Annotated in this window: 20 protein-coding genes; 9 read left to right on the plus strand and 11 right to left on the minus strand. The window is 67.5% G+C overall.

The annotated features are described in order from the left end of the window. Positions 1-20 precede the first annotated feature (20 nt). The 7 genes from AC5RU7_RS03175 (at position 21) to asd (ending at position 5098) form a co-directional block, all read left to right on the plus strand. Positions 21-824, plus strand: a complete 804-nt coding sequence (locus AC5RU7_RS03175) for a thymidylate synthase (protein WP_494051022.1) — start codon at positions 21-23, stop codon at positions 822-824. After that, positions 821-1405, plus strand: a complete 585-nt coding sequence (locus AC5RU7_RS03180) for a dihydrofolate reductase (protein ID WP_494051023.1) — start codon at positions 821-823, stop codon at positions 1403-1405. The genes AC5RU7_RS03175 and AC5RU7_RS03180 overlap by 4 nt, the downstream gene beginning before the upstream one ends. A gap of 4 nt (positions 1406-1409) precedes the next feature. After that, positions 1410-1628, plus strand: coding sequence for an NF038396 family protein (locus AC5RU7_RS03185; RefSeq protein WP_138133130.1), 219 nt, complete (start codon positions 1410-1412; stop codon positions 1626-1628). 123 nt (positions 1629-1751) lie between these two features. Continuing rightward, positions 1752-2714, plus strand: coding sequence for a hypothetical protein (locus tag AC5RU7_RS03190; RefSeq protein WP_494051024.1), 963 nt, complete (start codon positions 1752-1754; stop codon positions 2712-2714). Between the two features lie 19 nt (positions 2715-2733). Beyond that, positions 2734-3396 carry a hypothetical protein gene (locus tag AC5RU7_RS03195; RefSeq protein ID WP_494051025.1) on the plus strand — a complete coding sequence of 221 codons (663 nt, stop codon included), beginning with the start codon at positions 2734-2736 and terminating at the stop codon, positions 3394-3396. Position 3397: 1 nt separating this feature from the next. Continuing rightward, the gene (locus AC5RU7_RS03200) at positions 3398-3832 is read left to right on the plus strand and encodes a hypothetical protein (RefSeq protein ID WP_494051026.1); all 435 of its coding nucleotides are present in this window, start codon (positions 3398-3400) and stop codon (positions 3830-3832) included. Between the two features lie 135 nt (positions 3833-3967). Further along, on the plus strand, positions 3968-5098 hold the full coding sequence (asd, locus tag AC5RU7_RS03205) for an aspartate-semialdehyde dehydrogenase (protein WP_494051027.1): 1131 nt from the start codon (positions 3968-3970) through the stop codon (positions 5096-5098). A 170-nt stretch (positions 5099-5268) separates the two neighbouring features. On the opposite strand, the gene AC5RU7_RS03210 is transcribed toward asd, so the two are convergent. Then, entirely contained in the window at positions 5269-6396 is a 1128-nt protein-coding gene (locus AC5RU7_RS03210; protein WP_494051028.1) for a winged helix DNA-binding domain-containing protein, read from the minus strand. Between the two features lie 105 nt (positions 6397-6501). Between AC5RU7_RS03210 and AC5RU7_RS03215 the strand changes: the two genes are divergently transcribed. Then, on the plus strand, positions 6502-6936 hold the full coding sequence (locus AC5RU7_RS03215; protein ID WP_494051029.1) for a hypothetical protein: 435 nt from the start codon (positions 6502-6504) through the stop codon (positions 6934-6936). On the opposite strand, the gene AC5RU7_RS03220 is transcribed toward AC5RU7_RS03215, so the two are convergent. From AC5RU7_RS03220 to AC5RU7_RS03260, 9 genes are all read right to left on the minus strand, one after another. Then, positions 6917-7984: a UDP-N-acetylmuramate dehydrogenase gene (locus AC5RU7_RS03220; protein ID WP_494051030.1), complete on the minus strand. Its 1068-nt coding sequence runs from the start codon at positions 7982-7984 to the stop codon at positions 6917-6919. The genes AC5RU7_RS03215 and AC5RU7_RS03220 overlap by 20 nt on opposite strands. 52 nt (positions 7985-8036) lie before the next feature. Further along, the gene (locus tag AC5RU7_RS03225; RefSeq protein WP_494051031.1) at positions 8037-9323 is read right to left on the minus strand and encodes an MFS transporter; all 1287 of its coding nucleotides are present in this window, start codon (positions 9321-9323) and stop codon (positions 8037-8039) included. 9 nt (positions 9324-9332) lie between these two features. Continuing rightward, positions 9333-9770 carry a MaoC family dehydratase gene (locus tag AC5RU7_RS03230; RefSeq protein WP_494051032.1) on the minus strand — a complete coding sequence of 146 codons (438 nt, stop codon included), beginning with the start codon at positions 9768-9770 and terminating at the stop codon, positions 9333-9335. 2 nt (positions 9771-9772) lie between these two features. Then, the gene (locus tag AC5RU7_RS03235) at positions 9773-10234 is read right to left on the minus strand and encodes an FAS1-like dehydratase domain-containing protein (protein ID WP_494008970.1); all 462 of its coding nucleotides are present in this window, start codon (positions 10232-10234) and stop codon (positions 9773-9775) included. Positions 10235-10301: 67 nt separating this feature from the next. After that, positions 10302-10526 carry a DUF3188 domain-containing protein gene (locus tag AC5RU7_RS03240; RefSeq protein WP_133345727.1) on the minus strand — a complete coding sequence of 75 codons (225 nt, stop codon included), beginning with the start codon at positions 10524-10526 and terminating at the stop codon, positions 10302-10304. A 32-nt stretch (positions 10527-10558) separates the two neighbouring features. Continuing rightward, the gene (locus AC5RU7_RS03245) at positions 10559-11530 is read right to left on the minus strand and encodes a DUF2797 domain-containing protein (protein ID WP_494051033.1); all 972 of its coding nucleotides are present in this window, start codon (positions 11528-11530) and stop codon (positions 10559-10561) included. After that, entirely contained in the window at positions 11530-12393 is an 864-nt protein-coding gene (locus tag AC5RU7_RS03250; RefSeq protein ID WP_494008972.1) for an HpcH/HpaI aldolase/citrate lyase family protein, read from the minus strand. The genes AC5RU7_RS03245 and AC5RU7_RS03250 overlap by 1 nt, the downstream gene beginning before the upstream one ends. A gap of 163 nt (positions 12394-12556) precedes the next feature. Then, positions 12557-13498: an aldo/keto reductase gene (locus AC5RU7_RS03255; protein ID WP_494051034.1), complete on the minus strand. Its 942-nt coding sequence runs from the start codon at positions 13496-13498 to the stop codon at positions 12557-12559. Between the two features lie 46 nt (positions 13499-13544). After that, positions 13545-15257, minus strand: a complete 1713-nt coding sequence (locus AC5RU7_RS03260; RefSeq protein WP_494051035.1) for a glycoside hydrolase family 13 protein — start codon at positions 15255-15257, stop codon at positions 13545-13547. 226 nt (positions 15258-15483) lie between these two features. On the opposite strand from AC5RU7_RS03260, the gene AC5RU7_RS03265 reads away from it, so the two are divergent. Next, entirely contained in the window at positions 15484-16686 is a 1203-nt protein-coding gene (locus AC5RU7_RS03265) for an ROK family transcriptional regulator (protein WP_494008975.1), read from the plus strand. On the opposite strand, the gene AC5RU7_RS03270 is transcribed toward AC5RU7_RS03265, so the two are convergent. After that, positions 16683-17336, minus strand: coding sequence for an SDR family oxidoreductase (locus AC5RU7_RS03270; RefSeq protein ID WP_494051036.1), 654 nt, complete (start codon positions 17334-17336; stop codon positions 16683-16685). The two genes, AC5RU7_RS03265 and AC5RU7_RS03270, sit on opposite strands and share 4 nt — an antisense overlap. Positions 17337-17342: the final 6 nt, after the last annotated feature.

The following is a 17342-nucleotide window of genomic DNA, read 5'->3' on the forward strand; positions in this document are numbered from 1 at the left end:
AACCCCGATAGACTTGGGGCGTGAACATCCCAACGCCTTATGAAGACCTCCTGCGCGATGTCCTGGCTTCCGGCACGCACAAATCCGACCGGACCGGAACCGGAACCACCAGCGTTTTCGGGCGGCAGCTGCGTTTTGGCCTGTCGGAGAGCTTCCCGCTGATCACTACCAAGCGGGTGCATTTCAAATCCGTCGCGGTGGAGCTGCTGTGGTTCCTGCGCGGCGAAACCAACGTGAAGTGGATGCAGGACCAGGGGGTCACCATCTGGGACGAATGGGCAGACGCGGATGGCGACCTGGGGCCGGTTTACGGCGTCCAGTGGCGCAGCTGGCCCACCCCGGACGGCGGCCACATCGACCAGATCGCCGAGCTCGTGGAGGGCCTGAAGAACAACCCCGACTCGCGCCGCCACATCGTCTCGGCGTGGAACGTCTCCGAGCTGAGCGACATGGCCCTGCCGCCTTGCCACGCGTTCTTCCAGTTTTACGTGGCCAACGGCAGGCTGTCCTGCCAGCTGTACCAGCGCTCCGCGGACATGTTCCTGGGCGTGCCGTTCAATATCGCCTCCTACGCCCTGCTGACATGCATGCTCGCCCAACAAGTGGGCCTGGAGCCCGGCGAGTTCGTCTGGACCGGCGGCGATGTGCATATTTACGAAAACCACATGGACCAGGTCCTCAAGCAGCTGGAGCGGGAGCCTTACGAGTACCCGCAGCTGAAGATCAACCGGAAGCCGGCATCGATCTTCGACTACACGCTGGAGGATTTCGAAGTGGTGGGCTACAAGCACCACCCGACGATTAAGGCACCGATCGCCGTATGAGCACCGAGAACTTCACCGATCCGCAGTCCTTCACGGAGGAACTGGCCGCCTCGATCACGGGCGTCGGCCTGGTTTGGGCGCAGACCCCCGACGGCGTCATCGGCAAGGACGGGGACATGCCCTGGCACCTGCCCGAGGACCTCAAGCATTTCACCCGCCTGACCACCGGGCACCCGGTCATCATGGGCCGCAAGACCTGGCTGTCCTTCCCGGACAAGTACCGTCCGCTGCCCGGGCGGACGAACATCGTCATCACGCGGCAGAAGAGCTGGGCAGACACGCCTGAGGCGGAGGGCGCCGTCGTGGTTCCGTCGCTGGATGATGCGCTGCTGGAATCGCAGTTTGTCGACGGCGGAGACACCGTCTGGATCCTGGGCGGCGGGGAGATTTTCCGCCAGTCCACGGACCTGGCCAACGTTGCGGTGGTCACCACCATCGACGTGGAGGCCGACGGCGACACGTTCGCCCCCGAGCTTGGCACCAGCTGGGAGGCCACCGCCTCCGTTCCTCCGGACGGCTGGCTGACGGCCGCGAACGGCACACGCTACCGATTCACCAAATGGTCAAGGACCGAGGGCTAGGAACATGCTGAAGAAACCGGAAACCCTCTTTGTCCTGGGGTACATGCTGCTGCCGCTGCTTGCGCTGCTGTCCGCCATCGTGGGGCTGACCATGATCCTGGGCGGCAACAAGATCGCCGGCGCCATCGTGCTGGTGGTTGTCACGCAGGTCTTCGCCTTCGGCGCCTTCTTTGCCCTGCGGGCCCGCAAGGCAGCTGTGGTGGAGGAGTCCAAGCGGGGCTAGCTCATTGTGGCTGTGCCGGCTCTGCATGGGGAGCTCACCCCATCGCGGCTTGGCGGGGCCTGGCCTAGGCTGAAGCCTGCAGCCTGACGGACTGCTGTTTGGACAATATTGGGGGGATGCCGGGTGGCAGGAACTTTGTGGGGTGCCGACGTCGAGCAGCTGCGCACCTTGGCGCGGCAGTTCAGCAAGACCGCCGACATGCTGCAACAGCAGTCGCAGCAGCTGAGCGGCCAGATCAACAACAGCCCCGCGTGGAAAGGCCAGGACGCGTCGCGCTTCCGGTCCGACTGGAACGGCAACCACCGTGCACTGCTGCAGAAGACGGCGGCGCGGCTCCAGCAGGAGTCGAAGCTCCTCCTCACGCACGCGGATGAGCAGGAGAAGGCGTCTGCCACCGGAGGTGCCGGCAATTCCGGGCCCGGCACCGGGACAGCGGGCGGAAACGGACCGGGCAGACAAGTCCCGGGGCAGGGAAGCAACAACCCCTGGGGACCGGACTGGCTCGCAGACCCTGATTCGCCGTTCCGTGACGGCTGGGACATCTACGGCCTCACCAAGGCCTTCCCGAACCTCCGGGCGGGCCTGTTCGACATCGCCGCCATGCTGCAGAAGTCCCGCATCTCTGATTTCCTGGACCCGGCAGCCTGGCGGGCCTTCCAGAACTCCAACGAGTTCAGCAAGTTCTTCAACATGTCCAACAGCCTGTTCGAGGGCAAGTTCCACGAGGTCCTGAACCTCGCCGAGGGATCCAACGCCTTCAAGTACCTCGACGGATTCAGCAAGGGTTTGGGCGTTGTGGGCGTTGGTCTGGACAGCCTGGACGCCTTCAACAACTTCCAAGAGGGCGATTACGGCTCCGCCGCCTACTCCACCACGAAGGCCCTTTTGGGCGCCGGCTCGTTCCTTCCCCCGCCCGCCGGCACTGCGTGCATGGTGGCCAGCGGTGCCCTTGCCCTCTACGACAACGTCCCCGTCATCCATGATTCCGTGAACTACGTCGGGGATAAGATCGCCGATGGGGCCGAGGCCGTTGGCGGCGCTATCAGTGACGGCGTGGACGCTGTCGGCGACTTTTTTGGCTTCTGAGAACTGAGGAGAACAACCAGTGACTGAAACAACCACAGCCAGGTCCTCCAGCCCCGGCCAAGGGTTTCCGGACGCGATCGGTTTTGGCTTCGCCGAGCTCCTGGTGCTCCTGAACCTGCGGCGCGGACCGGCCTCCGAAGCCTCTGCCAAGGCACTCCGGCTGGAAGGCGAACTCGACGACGCCTCCCTGCTCTCGGCGGGAGCGTCCTCCCTGGTGGCCCGCGGTGCAGCCACGGTGGGTGCGGACAAGGAGTTGTCGGTTGCGGGTCCGGTGGCAGCCGTTACGCATGCCCTGACGATGACCGAGAAGCTGGTGCAGATCAACCTCCTGACGGCCGGCTCCGTGGACAACGTCCTGTCCGTCGAGTCACCCGAATACCGGATCCTGCTGCAGCCACGGGCCTACCTCAGCTGGTTCGCGATGGCGCAGCGGCCGGATACCACACCGGCAGAAGCCAACTTCTTTATCCTGCGCAAGCATCTTGAGGACAACCCCGACGGCGGAGCCACCATCCGCCTGCTCGACGGTTCCGACGGCAAGCAACTTCTGGTAAAACGCAGCGGGGAGGGCTGGACCGTGGGCTACGGCCATCTTGATGCCCCTTCCGAGCCGATCCGGGAAATCTCAGGCCTCAGCGACGGCCAGGTGTTGGACCACATCCGATCGATCCGACAGGACTAGCATGCAGAACGGCAATCCGGGCAGTACTCCCGGCAGCGCACCCACGTCCGACGACCAGGTCCGCGCCTTTCACGAGCAGGCCCTGGCGCGCGGGGAAAAGCGTGTCCTGTTCCGGACGGTGGAGGGCGCGCTCCACAGCTACAAGAAGGACGAACTCGGTGTGGTCACCGCCAGTTCCCACCCGCAGGTGCGGTCCGCCGGAGGGTTCCTCATGATGGCTGTGTTCTTCGCTGCCTTGGCGGTTTTCTCGATCATGCTGGTGGCCGGGCCCGCCAGCAGGGGCCAGGATCCGATGTGGGGAGCCCTGGTCCTCACTGTCGCCGGGGCCGCCGGCGTCCTCTACGCAGCACGGATGGCGGGCGTCGCCGCCAAGGCCAAACGGCTGAGGGCGGAACGGGGGATCCCGGAACCGACGGCCCGGCAGTTCGACCGCTAAGGGGCAGCCCTCCTGACAAAAGGGTCCTGCCTTATCAGCCGCGCGCCGTCGTCGTGCCCTCAGGTCCGTGTAGCCGCCCGCCCGACGTGACGTAACCGACTGCGCCCCACGGGTCCCGACGTCTAAAATGGACGAATGACTACAGCAGCTACCCCTTCCGTCGGCCTGGTCGGATGGCGCGGCATGGTCGGTTCCGTCCTCATGCAGCGCATGCAGGACGAGGGCGACTTCGCCAACATCAACCCGGTGTTCTTCTCCACCTCCAACGCGGGAGGTGCCGCGCCGTCCTTTGCTGACGGCGCCGGCAAGCTCGAGAACGCGTTTGACCTCGACACCCTGGCGAAGCTGCCCATTATCGTCACCGCCCAGGGCGGCGACTACACCAAGCAGGTCCACAGCGATCTGCGCAGCCGCGGCTGGGACGGCCTCTGGATCGACGCCGCCTCCACGCTGCGCATGAACGATGACTCAATCATCGTGCTGGATCCGATCAACCGCGACGTCATCGACAAGGGCCTGGTCAACGGCACCAAGGACTTCATCGGCGGCAACTGCACCGTCTCCTGCATGCTAATGGGCCTCGGCGGCCTGTTCAAGAATGGCCTGGTCGAGTGGGGCACCTCCATGACCTACCAGGCAGCCTCCGGCGGCGGGGCCCGGCACATGCGCGAGCTCCTCAGCCAGTTCGGCACGCTCAATGCTGAGGTCAGCACGGAACTGGACGACCCGGCGTCGGCCATCCTGGACATCGACCGCAAGGTCCTGGCCCACCAGCGCACCGACATCGACGCCACCCAGTTCGGCGTGCCGCTGGCCGGCTCCCTGATCCCCTGGATCGATGCCGACCTGGGCAACGGACAGTCCAAGGAAGAGTGGAAGGCCGGGGTCGAAACCAACAAGATCCTGGGCACCTCCGAGGAAAACCACGTCATCATGGACGGCCTGTGCGTCCGGATCGGCGCCATGCGCTCCCACTCCCAGGCGCTGACGCTCAAGCTCCGCGAGGACCTGTCCGTCGCCGAGATTGAGAAGCTTCTGGCCGAGGACAACGAGTGGGCCAAGGTGGTCCCCAATACCAAGGAAGCGTCCATGGCCGAGCTCACCCCGGTGGCCGCTTCCGGCACCCTGGACATCCCGGTTGGCCGCATCCGCAAGATGGAAATGGGACCGCAGTACATCAGCGCCTTCACCGTGGGCGACCAGCTCCTCTGGGGCGCCGCCGAGCCGCTGCGCCGCATGCTCAACATCGCCACCGGCAACCTGTAGACAGCTGCCGTTCACAGCGGCCCTGCCCCCTTTGGGGCGGGGCCGCTCCTGCTTAACCGGCTGTCCCTCGCCGAGAGTGAGAGGGCGTCGGCCGGGTAGCCGCCATAAGTGAGAGGGCGTCGGCCGGAAAGCCGCCACAAGTGAGAGAGCGTCGCGGGGGTGGGGCCGGCTCAGGTGGCGAGGAAATCCCGGTACCGCCGGGAAGCCTTGTCGAAGGCTGCCTGCGCTGCCGGGCCAAGCGGGCGGTTGCCGTCAAAGAGTTCGGGTACGACGGCGGCGCGCTGGCCTTTGCCCGCAACGGCCCAGGTGCCGATCACCTCGCCTGCCGCAACAATCGTCTTCTTGAAGACCCCATTGCCGCCGGGAACAACCAGGTTGGCATGCTCGGGCGGCAGGACAAGGCTCCGGTCGGTGTAGCCCAGCAGGAACTCGTCGAAGCCGGGCAGCAGCAGGACGGAGCGGCCGCCCTGGACCCTGCCTTCCAGCAGCACGGCGGTCTCCGGGGACATCCAGTAGCCCGTACCGTCAAACTTGAGCTCCACCAGCTCGCCGCGGATCTCCTCCAAAGCGGACCGGACTTCAGTCAAGGGAATCTGGGTCCACCAGGCGAAGTCACGGACGGTGGCCGGGCCATGGCTGCGGAAGTAACGGAGCAGCCACTCTGCAACCGCCTCCGCCCGCTCCAAGCGCCGGGACTGCGGAATCCACTGATCAAACGCCACCAGCAGTTGCTGGTTTCCGGCCAGCGGCCCCTGCACCAGCCAGCCGTGCCGGCATAGCGTTCCCAAGATGTGGACGCCCCGTTGCCCCTGCGTAGGCTGCCCCGCGGCATTGAAAACACTGAACAGCTCACTACGGCTGGCCGGCCCGGCGGCTGCGAGACGGTCGAGCGCGAGATCCCGGCACTTTTCGACATCCGCCCAGGTGATCCCGAGTTCCCGGTGCCGGGCGGCGATGCCCTTGGTCAGCCGGTCCGCTGTAAGCTCCAGCATCCAGCCCAGGTCCTCGGGCGCCACCAGGTGCAGGGTTCCCCGCATCGGCCAGGACCTCACCACGCTTCCGGTGTCGAGTGCAGCCCGCATGGCGCTGATACCGGAGCCGGGAAGCCGAACGCCAACAGCCCACAAAGCCGCCTGCAGGTCCTGTGCCTGCATGGCCGTCATCCAACGGACCACGCCTGCCGGGGAGTCCGTGGCCTCCCCGGCTGCCGGCAGGCCCTGGGCCAGCAGCCTTTGGGACACCAGCCGCAGCCGGCCCAGCGTCCTGCCGTCAATCCGGTTACCCGCCTGCGCAGCCATGCCCTCATCCTACGGTCGCGGCGGAGCACGCAACACGGCGGCTAGGGTAGAACCATGACTTTGGGGAGTTTGTGGCAGTTGCCTGCGCGTAAAACCAGGAGATGGATGATCGGCGGGACGCTGGGCGTCCTGGCAGGAACTGCGCTGGGACTCATTTCCCTCTCCGCGTTCCTCAGCGCGGGGCGGTCAAACCCCCTTCTGCTGCTCCCCTCCCTCGCCCTGAGCCTTGGAGGCGGCTACGCCGTCCTGTTCCCCGCAATCGCGGTCAGCCCCAACGGCGTCCGCATCCACCGGGACTGGCGGCAGCACCCACGGGCAGCCCGTCTCCTCTGGATCCTGTCACTCGCCGTGGCCGTCACCGGGCTGGCCACCTGCATCACTGCGGGGGCGGCAAACCCCCAGGCACCGGGCCTGCTGGTCTGGCTGTTTATGGGCATCTACCTGGCCCTCACCGGCTGGGCGTCAGCCCTCATGGCCGCTGCGGAAGTACTCCGGCAGGGCTCGCCGGACGCTGAGCGGACTACAGCTCCAGCCCGATAAGCAGCGGCTCGGGGTGCAGTTCAATGCCGAAGCGGCGTTCGACGCCGGCCCGCACCTCGCGGGCCACGGCCACCACATCTGCCGCCCGGGCTGCGCCGCGGTTGGTGATAGCCAGCGTGTGCTTGGTGGACAGCGACGCCCGTCCGCCCGACACACTGTCCTGTTCCAGGCCGAAGCCTTTCCCGAAGCCTGCCTGGTCGATGAGCCACGCAGCCGAAAGCTTCACCAGTCCGTCGGCTCCCGCCGGGTAACGCGGCGCGGACTCCGGCAACGCCTCAGCCACCTCCGCGGGAACGATGGGATTGGTGAAGAACGAGCCCGTGGAATAGGTGTCCCTGTCAGCGGCGTCCCACACCATGCCCTTCGAGGCCCGCAGCCGGAGCACCTCGCGGCGCACGTCCGTGGCATAGGCGCGCTTGCCGGGCTCGACTCCCAGGGCACGGGCAAGTTCGGCATAGCGGATGGGTGCGCTCATCCGGCCGAGCGGAAGCTGGAATTCGACGGTGAGCACGATGTAGCGGGGTGAACCGTTGACGGTGGTCCGCTTGAGGATGGAGTCGCGGTAGCCGAACTGCAGCTCGGAGTTGGTGAAGGTCTTCACGGCGTTCCGCTCGCGGTCCCAGGTGCGCACCGCTGCGATTGTCTGGGAGACGTCGGCGCCGTAGGCACCCACGTTCTGGACGGGAGTCGCACCCGTGGAACCGGGTATGCCGGAAAGCGCTTCGATCCCGGACCAGGCATGGCGGACGGCGTGCTCCACCAGTATGTCCCAGTTGTGACCCGCCTGGACCACCACGGCCACGCCGCCGCACGAGTCCTCGGCATTCACGGTGAACCCTTCGGAGGCAATCTTTACGACCGTGCCGGGGAACCCGTCGTCGGAAATCAGAAGGTTGGAGCCACCGCTGATAATCAGCACCTGCTCGCCGGCCGCATCCGCTGTGCGGATGGCGTCGATGATTTCGGCCTCAGTCCGTACCTCGATAAAGCTGCCGGCAGGACCGCCGACGGCGGAGGTGGTCAGGGAGGAAAGCAGGGTGGAATTCACCAAACAACAGTACTTGATAGTTACTGTCCGGGCGCAGTAACTTCCAATAACCTCAGGCAAGCTTCCGGGCCACGGGCGAGAGCAGGAAGCTCACCACCAGCATCACCATGACGGCGAGCAGCGAGTGCAGGATGCCCACGTGCTCGGCCAGCAGCCCCAGCAGAGGCGGGCCGCAGAGGAAGGCCCCGTATCCGATGGTGGACACCACGGAGACCCGGGCGGCAGCTTTGGCGGGGTCGTCGGCCGCAGCGGACATGCCCACCGGGAACCCCAGGGATGCGCCCAGGCCCCACACCGCCAGGCCAACGAATGCCAGCCAGGGCACCGGCGCAAAGACGAACAAGCCAAGTCCGGCAACCGCCATCGCCGCGCACCAGCGCATCACCGGCACCCGCCCGAACCGGTCCAGGACCAGGGTTCCGGCGAACCGTCCGATGGTCATGAACGTGACAAAGAGCCCGTATCCGGCAGCACCGGCGGCGTCTGACTGGCCGTGGCCGTCCGCCAGTGCCAGTGCCACCCAGTCCCCCGCCGCCCCTTCGGCCAGGGCGAGGCCCAGCACCAACACCCCCAGGAGGAGGGTGCGCCGGTCCCGCCAGGCCTGGGCGATCTTGCGTTTGTTGTCCAGGGGCTCGTGGGCGGACTTCGAAGTGCCTGGAGAGATGACGGGAATCGGCCCGGTGCTGGGGTCCTCGAAGTTGTCCGGGGTGTACGTCCGCTCGGCCGGAACCGGGGTGATGTCGGCACGGAACCAGGACGCCGCCGTCGCTACGGAAACGGCCACCACCACGCCGGCAGCGGCCAGATGCGACGCCACCGGCAGGGACACGGCGGCCGCTGCCGCACCCAGCCCGGCGCCGGCCACAGTCCCCAGGCTGAACGCGCCGTGAAGCCGCGGCATGATGTGCCGGCCAACGGCCCGCTCAACCGCCGCGCCCTCAACGTTGGACGCGGTGTTCCAGCTGCCGGTGCCCAGCCCGATGACGGCCAGGCCCAGCGCGGTGGCCACCGGGCTGGCTAGGACCGAGGTACCGGCACCGGTCATCAGCAGGCCCACGCCCACCATGATGCTGCCGGTCCGGATGGTCCGCTTCGAACCCAGGCGGAGCACGATCAGCCCGGAGGCTGAAACGGACGCGAAGGAACCGAGCGTCATGCAGAGCAGGAGTACCCCCACGTTGCCCGGGGTGAGGTCCAGCGCGTCCCGGATGGCCGGGAGGCGGGACACCCAGGAGGCAAACGCCAGCCCGCTGGCGGCGTAGGCCACCACCACGGCGTTGCGCCAGCGGGTGACTTCACCGGCGGTGACAGTTGCCCCTGTGCCTTGCCTGGGTGTCAACGTGCCCGCTCAGGAAAGCCTGACGACGGCTTGGGCCTTCATCAGGACTTTTTGGCCGGCCGAGCCAACGGTGAGGTCGACGCGTGCGGTGCCGGCCTCGGCGTCGAGCTTTCCAATGGTGCCGCTCACCTCGATGGTGGCCCCGGGCTGCTCCGTGCCGGTGGTGTCCGTGACCAGGACCGGCTTGGTGAAGCGGGTCTGGAAGTCGACGACGGCGGCCGGGTCGCCTGCCCAGTCGGTCACCAGCTGGACGGCCGAGCCCATGGTGAACATGCCGTGGGCGATGACGCCGGGCAGTTCCACGCTGGTGGCGAAGGCCTCGTTCCAGTGGATGGGGTTGAAGTCACCGGAGGCGCCGGCGTACTTGACCAGGTCGGCGCGGGTGACCTCGACGGTGCGGCTGCCGATCTCCTGGCCGGCGCTGAGTTCGTGGATGCTGGGGCTCATGGCTACTGTCCCTCTCCGCGGACCAGGATGGATGACGTGGTGGTGGTGACCTGCTCACGGGACTCGTCCGCGGCCAGGGCGAAAATTTCGGAACGGGTGGTGATCATCGCACCGCCGCCCATGGCACGGACGCCGTCCACGTGGAGTTCGGCCACCAGCCGGTCGCCGGCGAAGATAGGGCGGTGGTGGGTGAAGCGCTGGTCCGCGTGGACCACGCGGGAGAAGTCGATGCCGGCTTCCGGATCCTCGATGAGCTGGGCGTCGGCGCGTTGGGCGATGATGATGGCGAAGGTGGGCGGGGCCACCAGGTCATTGTGGCCCAGGGCCTTGGCGGCGTCGACGTCGAAGTGCGCAGGATGGGTGGCTTTCACGGCGCGGGCGAACTCGCGGATTTTCTCGCGGCCGACGTCGTACACCTCAGCGGCAGGGTAGCTGCGGCCCTGCAGGTCCGGATTGATAGTCATGGCCTCCAGCCTATCGCCCGCCTGCTGGAGGGCAGAAAAGCGCGTCCCGGCCAGGGGGCAGGGAACCCTACCGGCGCAGCCGCTTCCGGATGGCCTGGCCGCGGACCACCATTCCGGCCACGTGCAGGACCAGGCCCAGCCCGATCAGCGGGAGGGAGGCCATGGCCAGCCCCTGGTTGCCGCTGGTGTTGCCCACCAGGTTCAGGATGATGCCGACGGCGATGAGCCCCATCGCGCTGAAGACCAAGACTTTGTAGCGGGTTGGCGCGGTGGCCCAGAATTCGTTCAGCACCCGGCCAGTTTACCGGGCCTCGGTGCAACGGTTCAGAACAGGGCTTCCTGCAGGGCCGGGACCTCGGAGGCGAAGTCGCCCAGGATGAGGGTGCGGGCGCCCAGTTGGGCAAGGTTCACCACGAAGGCGGCATCCGTGCCGTCCAGCCGGGCCAGGGCGTTGTGCCCGCTCAGCCCCATGATCTCGAAGCCGTGCCCACCGCTGTCCAGCGGGTGCGGGTACGGGTGGCGGGCGCCCGGGCCGTGCAGGACGGATGCCTGCCTGGGACGGATCCAGGGTTCGTCCACCACCGTGAACCCTTCGACGGCGGTATGCGCCAGCAGTGCACGGGCTTCGGCGGCGCGGCGGGCGTTGGTGGCATCCAGTTCGGGAGCGGGTAGCGGCCGGAGCAGTGCCTCGGCTTTGGCGGCGGACCTGACTTGCTGGGACAGGCCGGCTTCGGCCGTGACCAGGTCCTCGAGGATCCGGACCACCTTGCCGTCCCGGGCGCGGGCCACATACCGGGCCGCCGCGGCGCCCTGCTCTGCCAGCCGGTTCCACTTCCGCGGTCCGGATGCTGTTCCCACCTTGCTGGCACCGCCCGCGAAGGTGGCCACATACAGCCAGTGTTCCTGCATCAGGTACGCGCGCAGCCCGGGGGTGACGCGGCCGCCCCGGTGGAAGTCGTGGATGAGCCGTGACTCGTCCAGCATGAAGCAGCGCTCGCACTGCTTGCCCCGGGCCGCCGGGGCGCCCGCCGCGCACAGGACGTGGTCGCGGCGTGTGGAGGAGTGGACGCGCAGGTGCCCCAGGCAGGATTTTGCCGGGTCCTCAACGCGAAAGCCGAGCCTGGCCTCCGGGTGGAGGCTGACCTGCCGGAAGGCGCCGGACGGTGACTGGAGGCGCAGGACCGGCGCACCGCCGTCGTCCGCTGCCCTTGACGCCGGCGGCCCATCCCAAGAGACCCCGTGGACCAGATAACGGGTATCGGCCAACGGGGTCCCGGAGGAAAGCGGGTGGGGCATCAGAGCGCGGGCTGGACTCCGAAGGCCACTGCGAGCTTCATGATTTTTTCGGCGCGGCCCAGGCGGGGAAGATCTGAGCCGTCGCGGATGACGCGGCCGTTGGCTTCGAAGTCGGTCATGAAGTCGGTGGCCCAGGCGACGTCGGACGGGGTGGGGCTGATGACCTCGTTGATGACCGGAGTCTGGTCGATGGCAAGGCACAGCTTGCCCGTCATGCCCATCATCACCGTGATGCCGGTCTGTTCGCGCAGGATGGGGTGGTTGGTGCCCACCGTGGGTCCGTCGATGGGGCCCGGGAGGTTGCCCACGCGGCTGGCGACCACGAGCTTGGCGCGGGGGTAGGCCATGGCCTCCGGGGTGGCAGCCATGCCCGTATCGCGGCGGAAGTCGCCGGAGCCGAAAGCCAGGCGGAACGCGCCCTGGGCCTTGGCGATGTTGTTGGCTTCCTCAATGCCGACGGCGGATTCCACCAGCGGGATGACGGGTGTCTTGCCGTCCATCCGGTGGAAGCTTTCGGTGACCTGGTCCGCGGATTCGGTCTTGGCGAGCATGACGCCCAGGAGCCCGGGGGTGCCGCGGAGGCCTGCGAGGTCGTCGGCCCAGAACGGGCTGGTGGCGTCATTGATGCGGACCCATGCCTTGCCGCCGGCGGTCAGCCAGTCGACGACGTTGCCGCGCGCCTGGTCCTTCTGCGAGGGGTCCACTGCATCTTCAATATCCAGGATGATCGAGTCGGCGCGGGAAACTGCCGACTGGTCAAAAAGCTCGGTCTTCATGGCATTAACCAGCAGCCAGGAGCGGGCGATTTCTGCGGGGATATTGCGTTCCGGCCTTACGGTCTCGGTGGCGATGGTAGACGTCATGCTTTCTACAGTATCCGCCCTGCAAGCGGCGCGGCGACGAAAATGGCCAGCTTGTGAGGATCAATACGAACTAAACGGGATGTGACCCCGCCGGGTGGAAAAGACGCAGCAGCACGGGCCGTTCCGGCGGCCGGAACGGCCCGTGCTGCTGCGCAACTGGTGGTCAGGGGATGTTGCTGCCACGCGCGGTCACCCAGAGCCGGTACCAGTCGGCCCGGGACATGGCGGCGGCGGCCTTCGCGGCGTCGGCACAGGCGCGGATGCGGCCTGGGTTGACCGTGCCGATCACCGGTGCAATGCCGGCCGGGTGCTTCATCAGCCAGCCGAGCAGGACCGCCTCCCCGGACGTCCCGTACTCCCCCGCCAGCTGCGCCACGAGCTCCGCGGTGGAAGCATCCGCGGAAGTGGGGCTTTCCGGTTCCGCGCCGGTGTAGACGCCCCGGGCCAGGGAACCGTAGGCCTGCAGGGTGATGGAGTGACGGGTGCAGTACTCCACGGTGCCGTGCGGAAAGCTGTAGTCCAGGTGTTCCGGATGGTTCACCAGCACCTGGCTTTCCAGCCAGGCCCGCTTCAACAGGCTCATCTCCAGCTGGTTGGCCACCACGGGCGTTTCCAGCCGGTCCTGCAGCACCTCGATCTGCGCCCCGGACATGTTGGACACGCCCAGCTGCCGGACCTTGCCTTCCGCCATCAGCTGCCCGACGGCGGACGCCACCTCTGCGGGGTCTGCCAGCGGGTCCGGGCGGTGCAGCAGGAGGATGTCCACGTAGTCAGTGCGCAGCCGCTTCAGGCTCCCGTTGACCCGTTCCAGGATGGCTTCCCGGCTCAGGTCGTAATGCGTCTGCAGGCCGCGTTCGTTCAGCCTGATCCCGCATTTGGTCTGCAGCCGGATCCGGTCCCGCAGGCCCGGCGTGCCGGCCAGCACCTCGCCGAAGACGGCCTCGGACTTGCCGCTTCGGTAGATATCCGCGTGGTCGAACAGGGTGATGCCGGCGTCCAGGGCTGCCTGGACGGCGGCAGCGGCCTCGTCCACCTGGGCACTGCCATGCGGCTCGTCGGACCAGCTGCCGCCCAATCCCATGCAGCCGTAGATGAGCTCCTGCATCAGGGCTGTTTCTGCAAGGCCTGCCGGCCTGTGCCGGGTGCGGGCATCAGCGCAGCCATGCGGTGGTGTTGGCGGGCAGCTTGCCGTCTTCCAGGGGTCCGCTGGTGAGCAGCACCTTCCCCGCGGGAAGCTCGACGGCGGTGCCGCCGAAGTTGGTGACAGACTGCCATCCGTTGGGGCGGCGGAAGTGCAGGACCTCAGGGTTGCCGGTCTCCACCCACTCGAGTTCCTCGTCCGTCTGCAGCTCACGGCGCAGCTTCAGGGCCGCACGGTACAGCTCCAGGGTGGAACCTTGCGTGCCGTCCTGGGCTTCCACGGCGTACTTGCTGAACCAGTCCGGCTGCGGCAGGTGCGAGCCGCCCTCACCGAAGCCGAAGGACGTTCCCTCCACCTTCCACGGCAGGGGCACGCGGCAGCCGTCACGGCCGATCTCCACGCCCTTGTTGCGGAAGAAGGACGGGTCCTGGCGCTCGGATTCGGGAATCTCTGACACTTCCTGGAGCCCCAGTTCCTCACCCTGGTACAGGTAGGCGGAACCCGGGACGGCCAGCATCAGCAGCGTGGCGGCGCGGGCGCGGCGTTCCCCGAGTTCCACGTCCAGCTGGTCCTTGGGACCGCCGGCGAGGAGCCAGTCCTTGCCGTCCTGGCCCTTGCTGCCCGCTTTGCCCTTTGACACCTGGGGCAGTCCGTAGCGGGTGGCGTGCCGGACCACGTCATGGTTGGAGAACACCCAGGTGGAGGACGCTCCGGTGGCGGCTGCCTCGGCCAGGTTGCGGGTGATGATCTCCCTGTACTCGGCGGCGTCGAAATCGGCCTGCAGCAGGTCGAAGTTGAAAGCCTGGCCCAGGCCCTGCGGGCTGGCGTACCGGGCGCGGCGGGTGGCGTGCACCCAGGCCTCGGCGACGGCGGTCCGCGGCGGGTTGTACTCGTTGAACACCTCGCGCCATTCGGCGTAGATCTCGTGCACTTCGTCGCGGTCCCAGAACGGGTGCGTGCCGTCGTCGAACCCGTCAACGCCGGTGTTGGCCGCGCTCAGTTCCAGCTTGGACAGCAGCGGTTCGGTGAGGTCCTTGGTGAGGGCGTGGGCCACGTCCACGCGGAAGCCGTCCACGCCGCGGTCGGACCAGAAGCGGAGAGTCTTGAGGAAGTCGTCGCGGACTTCCCGGTTGGACCAGTTCAGGTCCGGCTGCTCCTTCGCAAAGATGTGCATATACCACTGGCCGGGAGTGCCGTCCGGTTCGGTGATGCGCTCCCAGGCGGGGCCGCCGAACACCGAGTCCCAGTCCGACGGCGGGAACTCGCCGTTGGGGCCCTTCCCGTCACGGAAGATGTACCGATCGCGGGCGGGTGAACCCTTGGGCGCGGCCAGTGCCTCCTTGAACCATTGGTGCCGGTCGGAGGAGTGGTTGGGGACGATGTCCGCGATCAGCTTGATCCCGGCGCCGTGCAGGGCCTTGGCCATCTCGTCAAAGTCCGTCAGCGTGCCCAGCTTGGGGTCCACGTCGCGGTAGTCATCCACGTCGTAGCCGCCGTCGGCGAGTGCCGAGGGGTAGAAGGGGCTCAGCCACACGGCGTCGATGCCCAGCGCCTTCAGGTACGGGACCTTCGCGGTAATGCCCTTCAGGTCGCCGATGCCATCGCCGTTGGAGTCGGCGAAGCTGCGCGGATAGATCTGGTAGACCGCTGCCTGGCGCCACCAGTTCGGATCAGCGAGGCGGTCGGAGTCGGAGAGGGTTGCCAGCGTGGCGGTGGTGGACAAAGGGATCTTCCTTTTCTGTGCGTTTGGGTTATGGCTGGTCAAGGTCTTTTGGGTCTACTTGGCGGCCCCGCGCATTTACTTCGGACAGTACCCACCGTCGCGCCAGGATGTAAACCACCAGTATGGGTGCCATAGCAAACGAGGCGCCCAATCGGACATATTTATATTGAATCTAAATTTAGTATCACAAGTATTATGGAGGGCAGCGAGAGAGAGGTCAACACCCATGACGGAACCCACGCCGGCCACACCCCAGCTGCTCCGTCGCGTCAGCGCAGGAGCAGTCCTGGAATTCCTGCGCGCATCCCGGGCGGTGACCGTCACCGAGGTCATGGAGGCCACCGGCCTGACCCGGGCCACCGCCATCTCCGTCTGCGAGGATCTGATGGCGCGGGGCTGGATCCGGGAGCTGGAGAACCAGCGCGCCTTTGGCGGATACCAGAAGGGCCGCCCCGCCCGCCGGTTCGAGCTCAACGAGCGCGCGGGCTACGTCCTGGGCATGGATGTGGGTGTCTCCAAGGCCACGGTGGTGGTCGCCGATCTCCGCGGCAGGATGCTGGGCAGGGCTACCCAGGCGTTTTCCCGGGCGGACATCCCAGCCGAAGAACGCGTCGCCGTCGTCGACCGGGCCGCCCTGCTGGCGCTGGAGGGCAGCGGCGCCTCCCCGGATGCAGTCCTTGCCGTGTGCGCCGGCATCGCCGCGCCGGTGGACCGCCACGGGGACGTCCTGGTGAAGCAGCACTTCTGGGAACTGTTCGACGTCGGCCTGAAGACAGCACTGCTGGAGATGCGGGGCTGGACTGTACTGCTGGAAAACGACGCCAACCTCGCCGCACTTGGGGACCGCTGGCAGGGAGCGGCAGCCGGAGTGGACGACGTGGTGGTGATCCTGGCCAGCGAACGCCTGGGTGCCGGCATCATCGACAACGGGCGGCTGCTGCACGGGCGCGACGGGGGCGCCGGCGAACTTGCCTTCCTGGAGTGGGTGGAAGGCGTTGGCGACACCTACGGTATCGCCTTCCTCGCCCGGAACTGGGCCGCGGAGGCGCTCGCAGGCAAAGCCGGGACAGCGCTGCGGAAGTACGCAGCGGGCGGCGTCGAGGCGGAACAGGTGTTCGCCGCGGCCGCTGCCGGCGACGCCGTCGCCCGGCAGATCCTCGACCGCCTCGCCGGCCGGATGGCACGGGTAGTGGGCGCCGTCGCCACGCTGCTGAACCCGGAGCTCGTGGTGATCGGCGGGGCCGTGGCCAATTCGGCGGACATGCTGCTTGAGGCCATTACCGAACGCCTGGCGCAGTTCACCGCCACTCCCCCGCGGGTGGCCGTCTCACCCTTGGGCGACTCCATGGTCACGGTCGGCGCCGTGCGCCGGGCCCTCGACTACGTGGAGCAAAACTCCCTGGACCTGGAGCTCACGGCCGCCGGCTAGGAAGAACCCAGGGCGGCGGCGACCGGAAGCGAGCCGTCGCGGAACTCGATGGTCCGGCCGGCCGTTTCCGGCATCTCAATCACGGCTGCGGCCACGCTGGCAGTGTTGTCACGGGACGTTGCCGCGCCGCCGTCCCGGGGCGGGTCCACGTCGATGCGCCCGGTGCCCGGATTGTCCGTCAGCGCCCCCGGTCCCAGGATGGTCCATGCCAGCCCCGTGCCACGCAGGTAGTCGTCAGCTGCCGCCTTTGCCTCCGCGTAGGGGAAGAAGCTGTTGGTTTCGGGCACTCCGTGGTCCTTGCCTGCCCCCAGGTAGGAGACCATGACGTACCGGTCCACCCCGGCGTGGGCTGCGGCCTCCATGGAGCGGATGGCCGCGTCCCGGTCCACGGCATAGGTGCGCGCCGGGTTGCCGCCGCCGGCACCGGCGGACCAGACCACCACGTCATGGCCCTGCAGCGCCTCGGCGAGTTCCGCCGTCGTCGCATGTTCCACGTCCAGGACCGACGGCGTTGCTCCCGTCTGCGCCACATCCGCGGCGTGGTCCGGGTTGCGGATGAACGAGGTGACGCTGTGCCCCTCGTCCGTGAGGAGGGCTGACAGGCGGAGGGCCACTTTGCCGTGGCCGCCGATGATTGCGATTCGGGTCATGGACCC

The sequence above is a fragment of the Arthrobacter sp. K410C genome (assembly GCF_059090105.1).

Excerpts from the sequence above, each read along its gene's own strand:
- AC5RU7_RS03270 (WP_494051036.1), bottom strand. The coding sequence starts at position 17,336 with ATGACCCGAATCGCAATCATCGGCGGCCACGGCAAAGTGGCCCTCCGC.
- AC5RU7_RS03215 (WP_494051029.1), top strand. The coding sequence starts at position 6,502 with ATGATCGGCGGGACGCTGGGCGTCCTGGCAGGAACTGCGCTGGGACTC.
- AC5RU7_RS03245 (WP_494051033.1), bottom strand. The coding sequence starts at position 11,530 with ATGCCCCACCCGCTTTCCTCCGGGACCCCGTTGGCCGATACCCGTTAT.
- AC5RU7_RS03255 (WP_494051034.1), bottom strand. The coding sequence starts at position 13,498 with ATGCAGGAGCTCATCTACGGCTGCATGGGATTGGGCGGCAGCTGGTCC.
- AC5RU7_RS03210 (WP_494051028.1), bottom strand. The coding sequence starts at position 6,396 with ATGGCTGCGCAGGCGGGTAACCGGATTGACGGCAGGACGCTGGGCCGG.
- AC5RU7_RS03235 (WP_494008970.1), bottom strand. The coding sequence starts at position 10,234 with ATGACTATCAATCCGGACCTGCAGGGCCGCAGCTACCCTGCCGCTGAG.
- AC5RU7_RS03250 (WP_494008972.1), bottom strand. The coding sequence starts at position 12,393 with ATGACGTCTACCATCGCCACCGAGACCGTAAGGCCGGAACGCAATATC.
- asd (WP_494051027.1), top strand. The coding sequence starts at position 3,968 with ATGACTACAGCAGCTACCCCTTCCGTCGGCCTGGTCGGATGGCGCGGC.
- AC5RU7_RS03185 (WP_138133130.1), top strand. The coding sequence starts at position 1,410 with ATGCTGAAGAAACCGGAAACCCTCTTTGTCCTGGGGTACATGCTGCTG.
- AC5RU7_RS03265 (WP_494008975.1), top strand. The coding sequence starts at position 15,484 with ATGACGGAACCCACGCCGGCCACACCCCAGCTGCTCCGTCGCGTCAGC.
- AC5RU7_RS03230 (WP_494051032.1), bottom strand. The coding sequence starts at position 9,770 with ATGAGCCCCAGCATCCACGAACTCAGCGCCGGCCAGGAGATCGGCAGC.
- AC5RU7_RS03200 (WP_494051026.1), top strand. The coding sequence starts at position 3,398 with ATGCAGAACGGCAATCCGGGCAGTACTCCCGGCAGCGCACCCACGTCC.
- AC5RU7_RS03180 (WP_494051023.1), top strand. The coding sequence starts at position 821 with ATGAGCACCGAGAACTTCACCGATCCGCAGTCCTTCACGGAGGAACTG.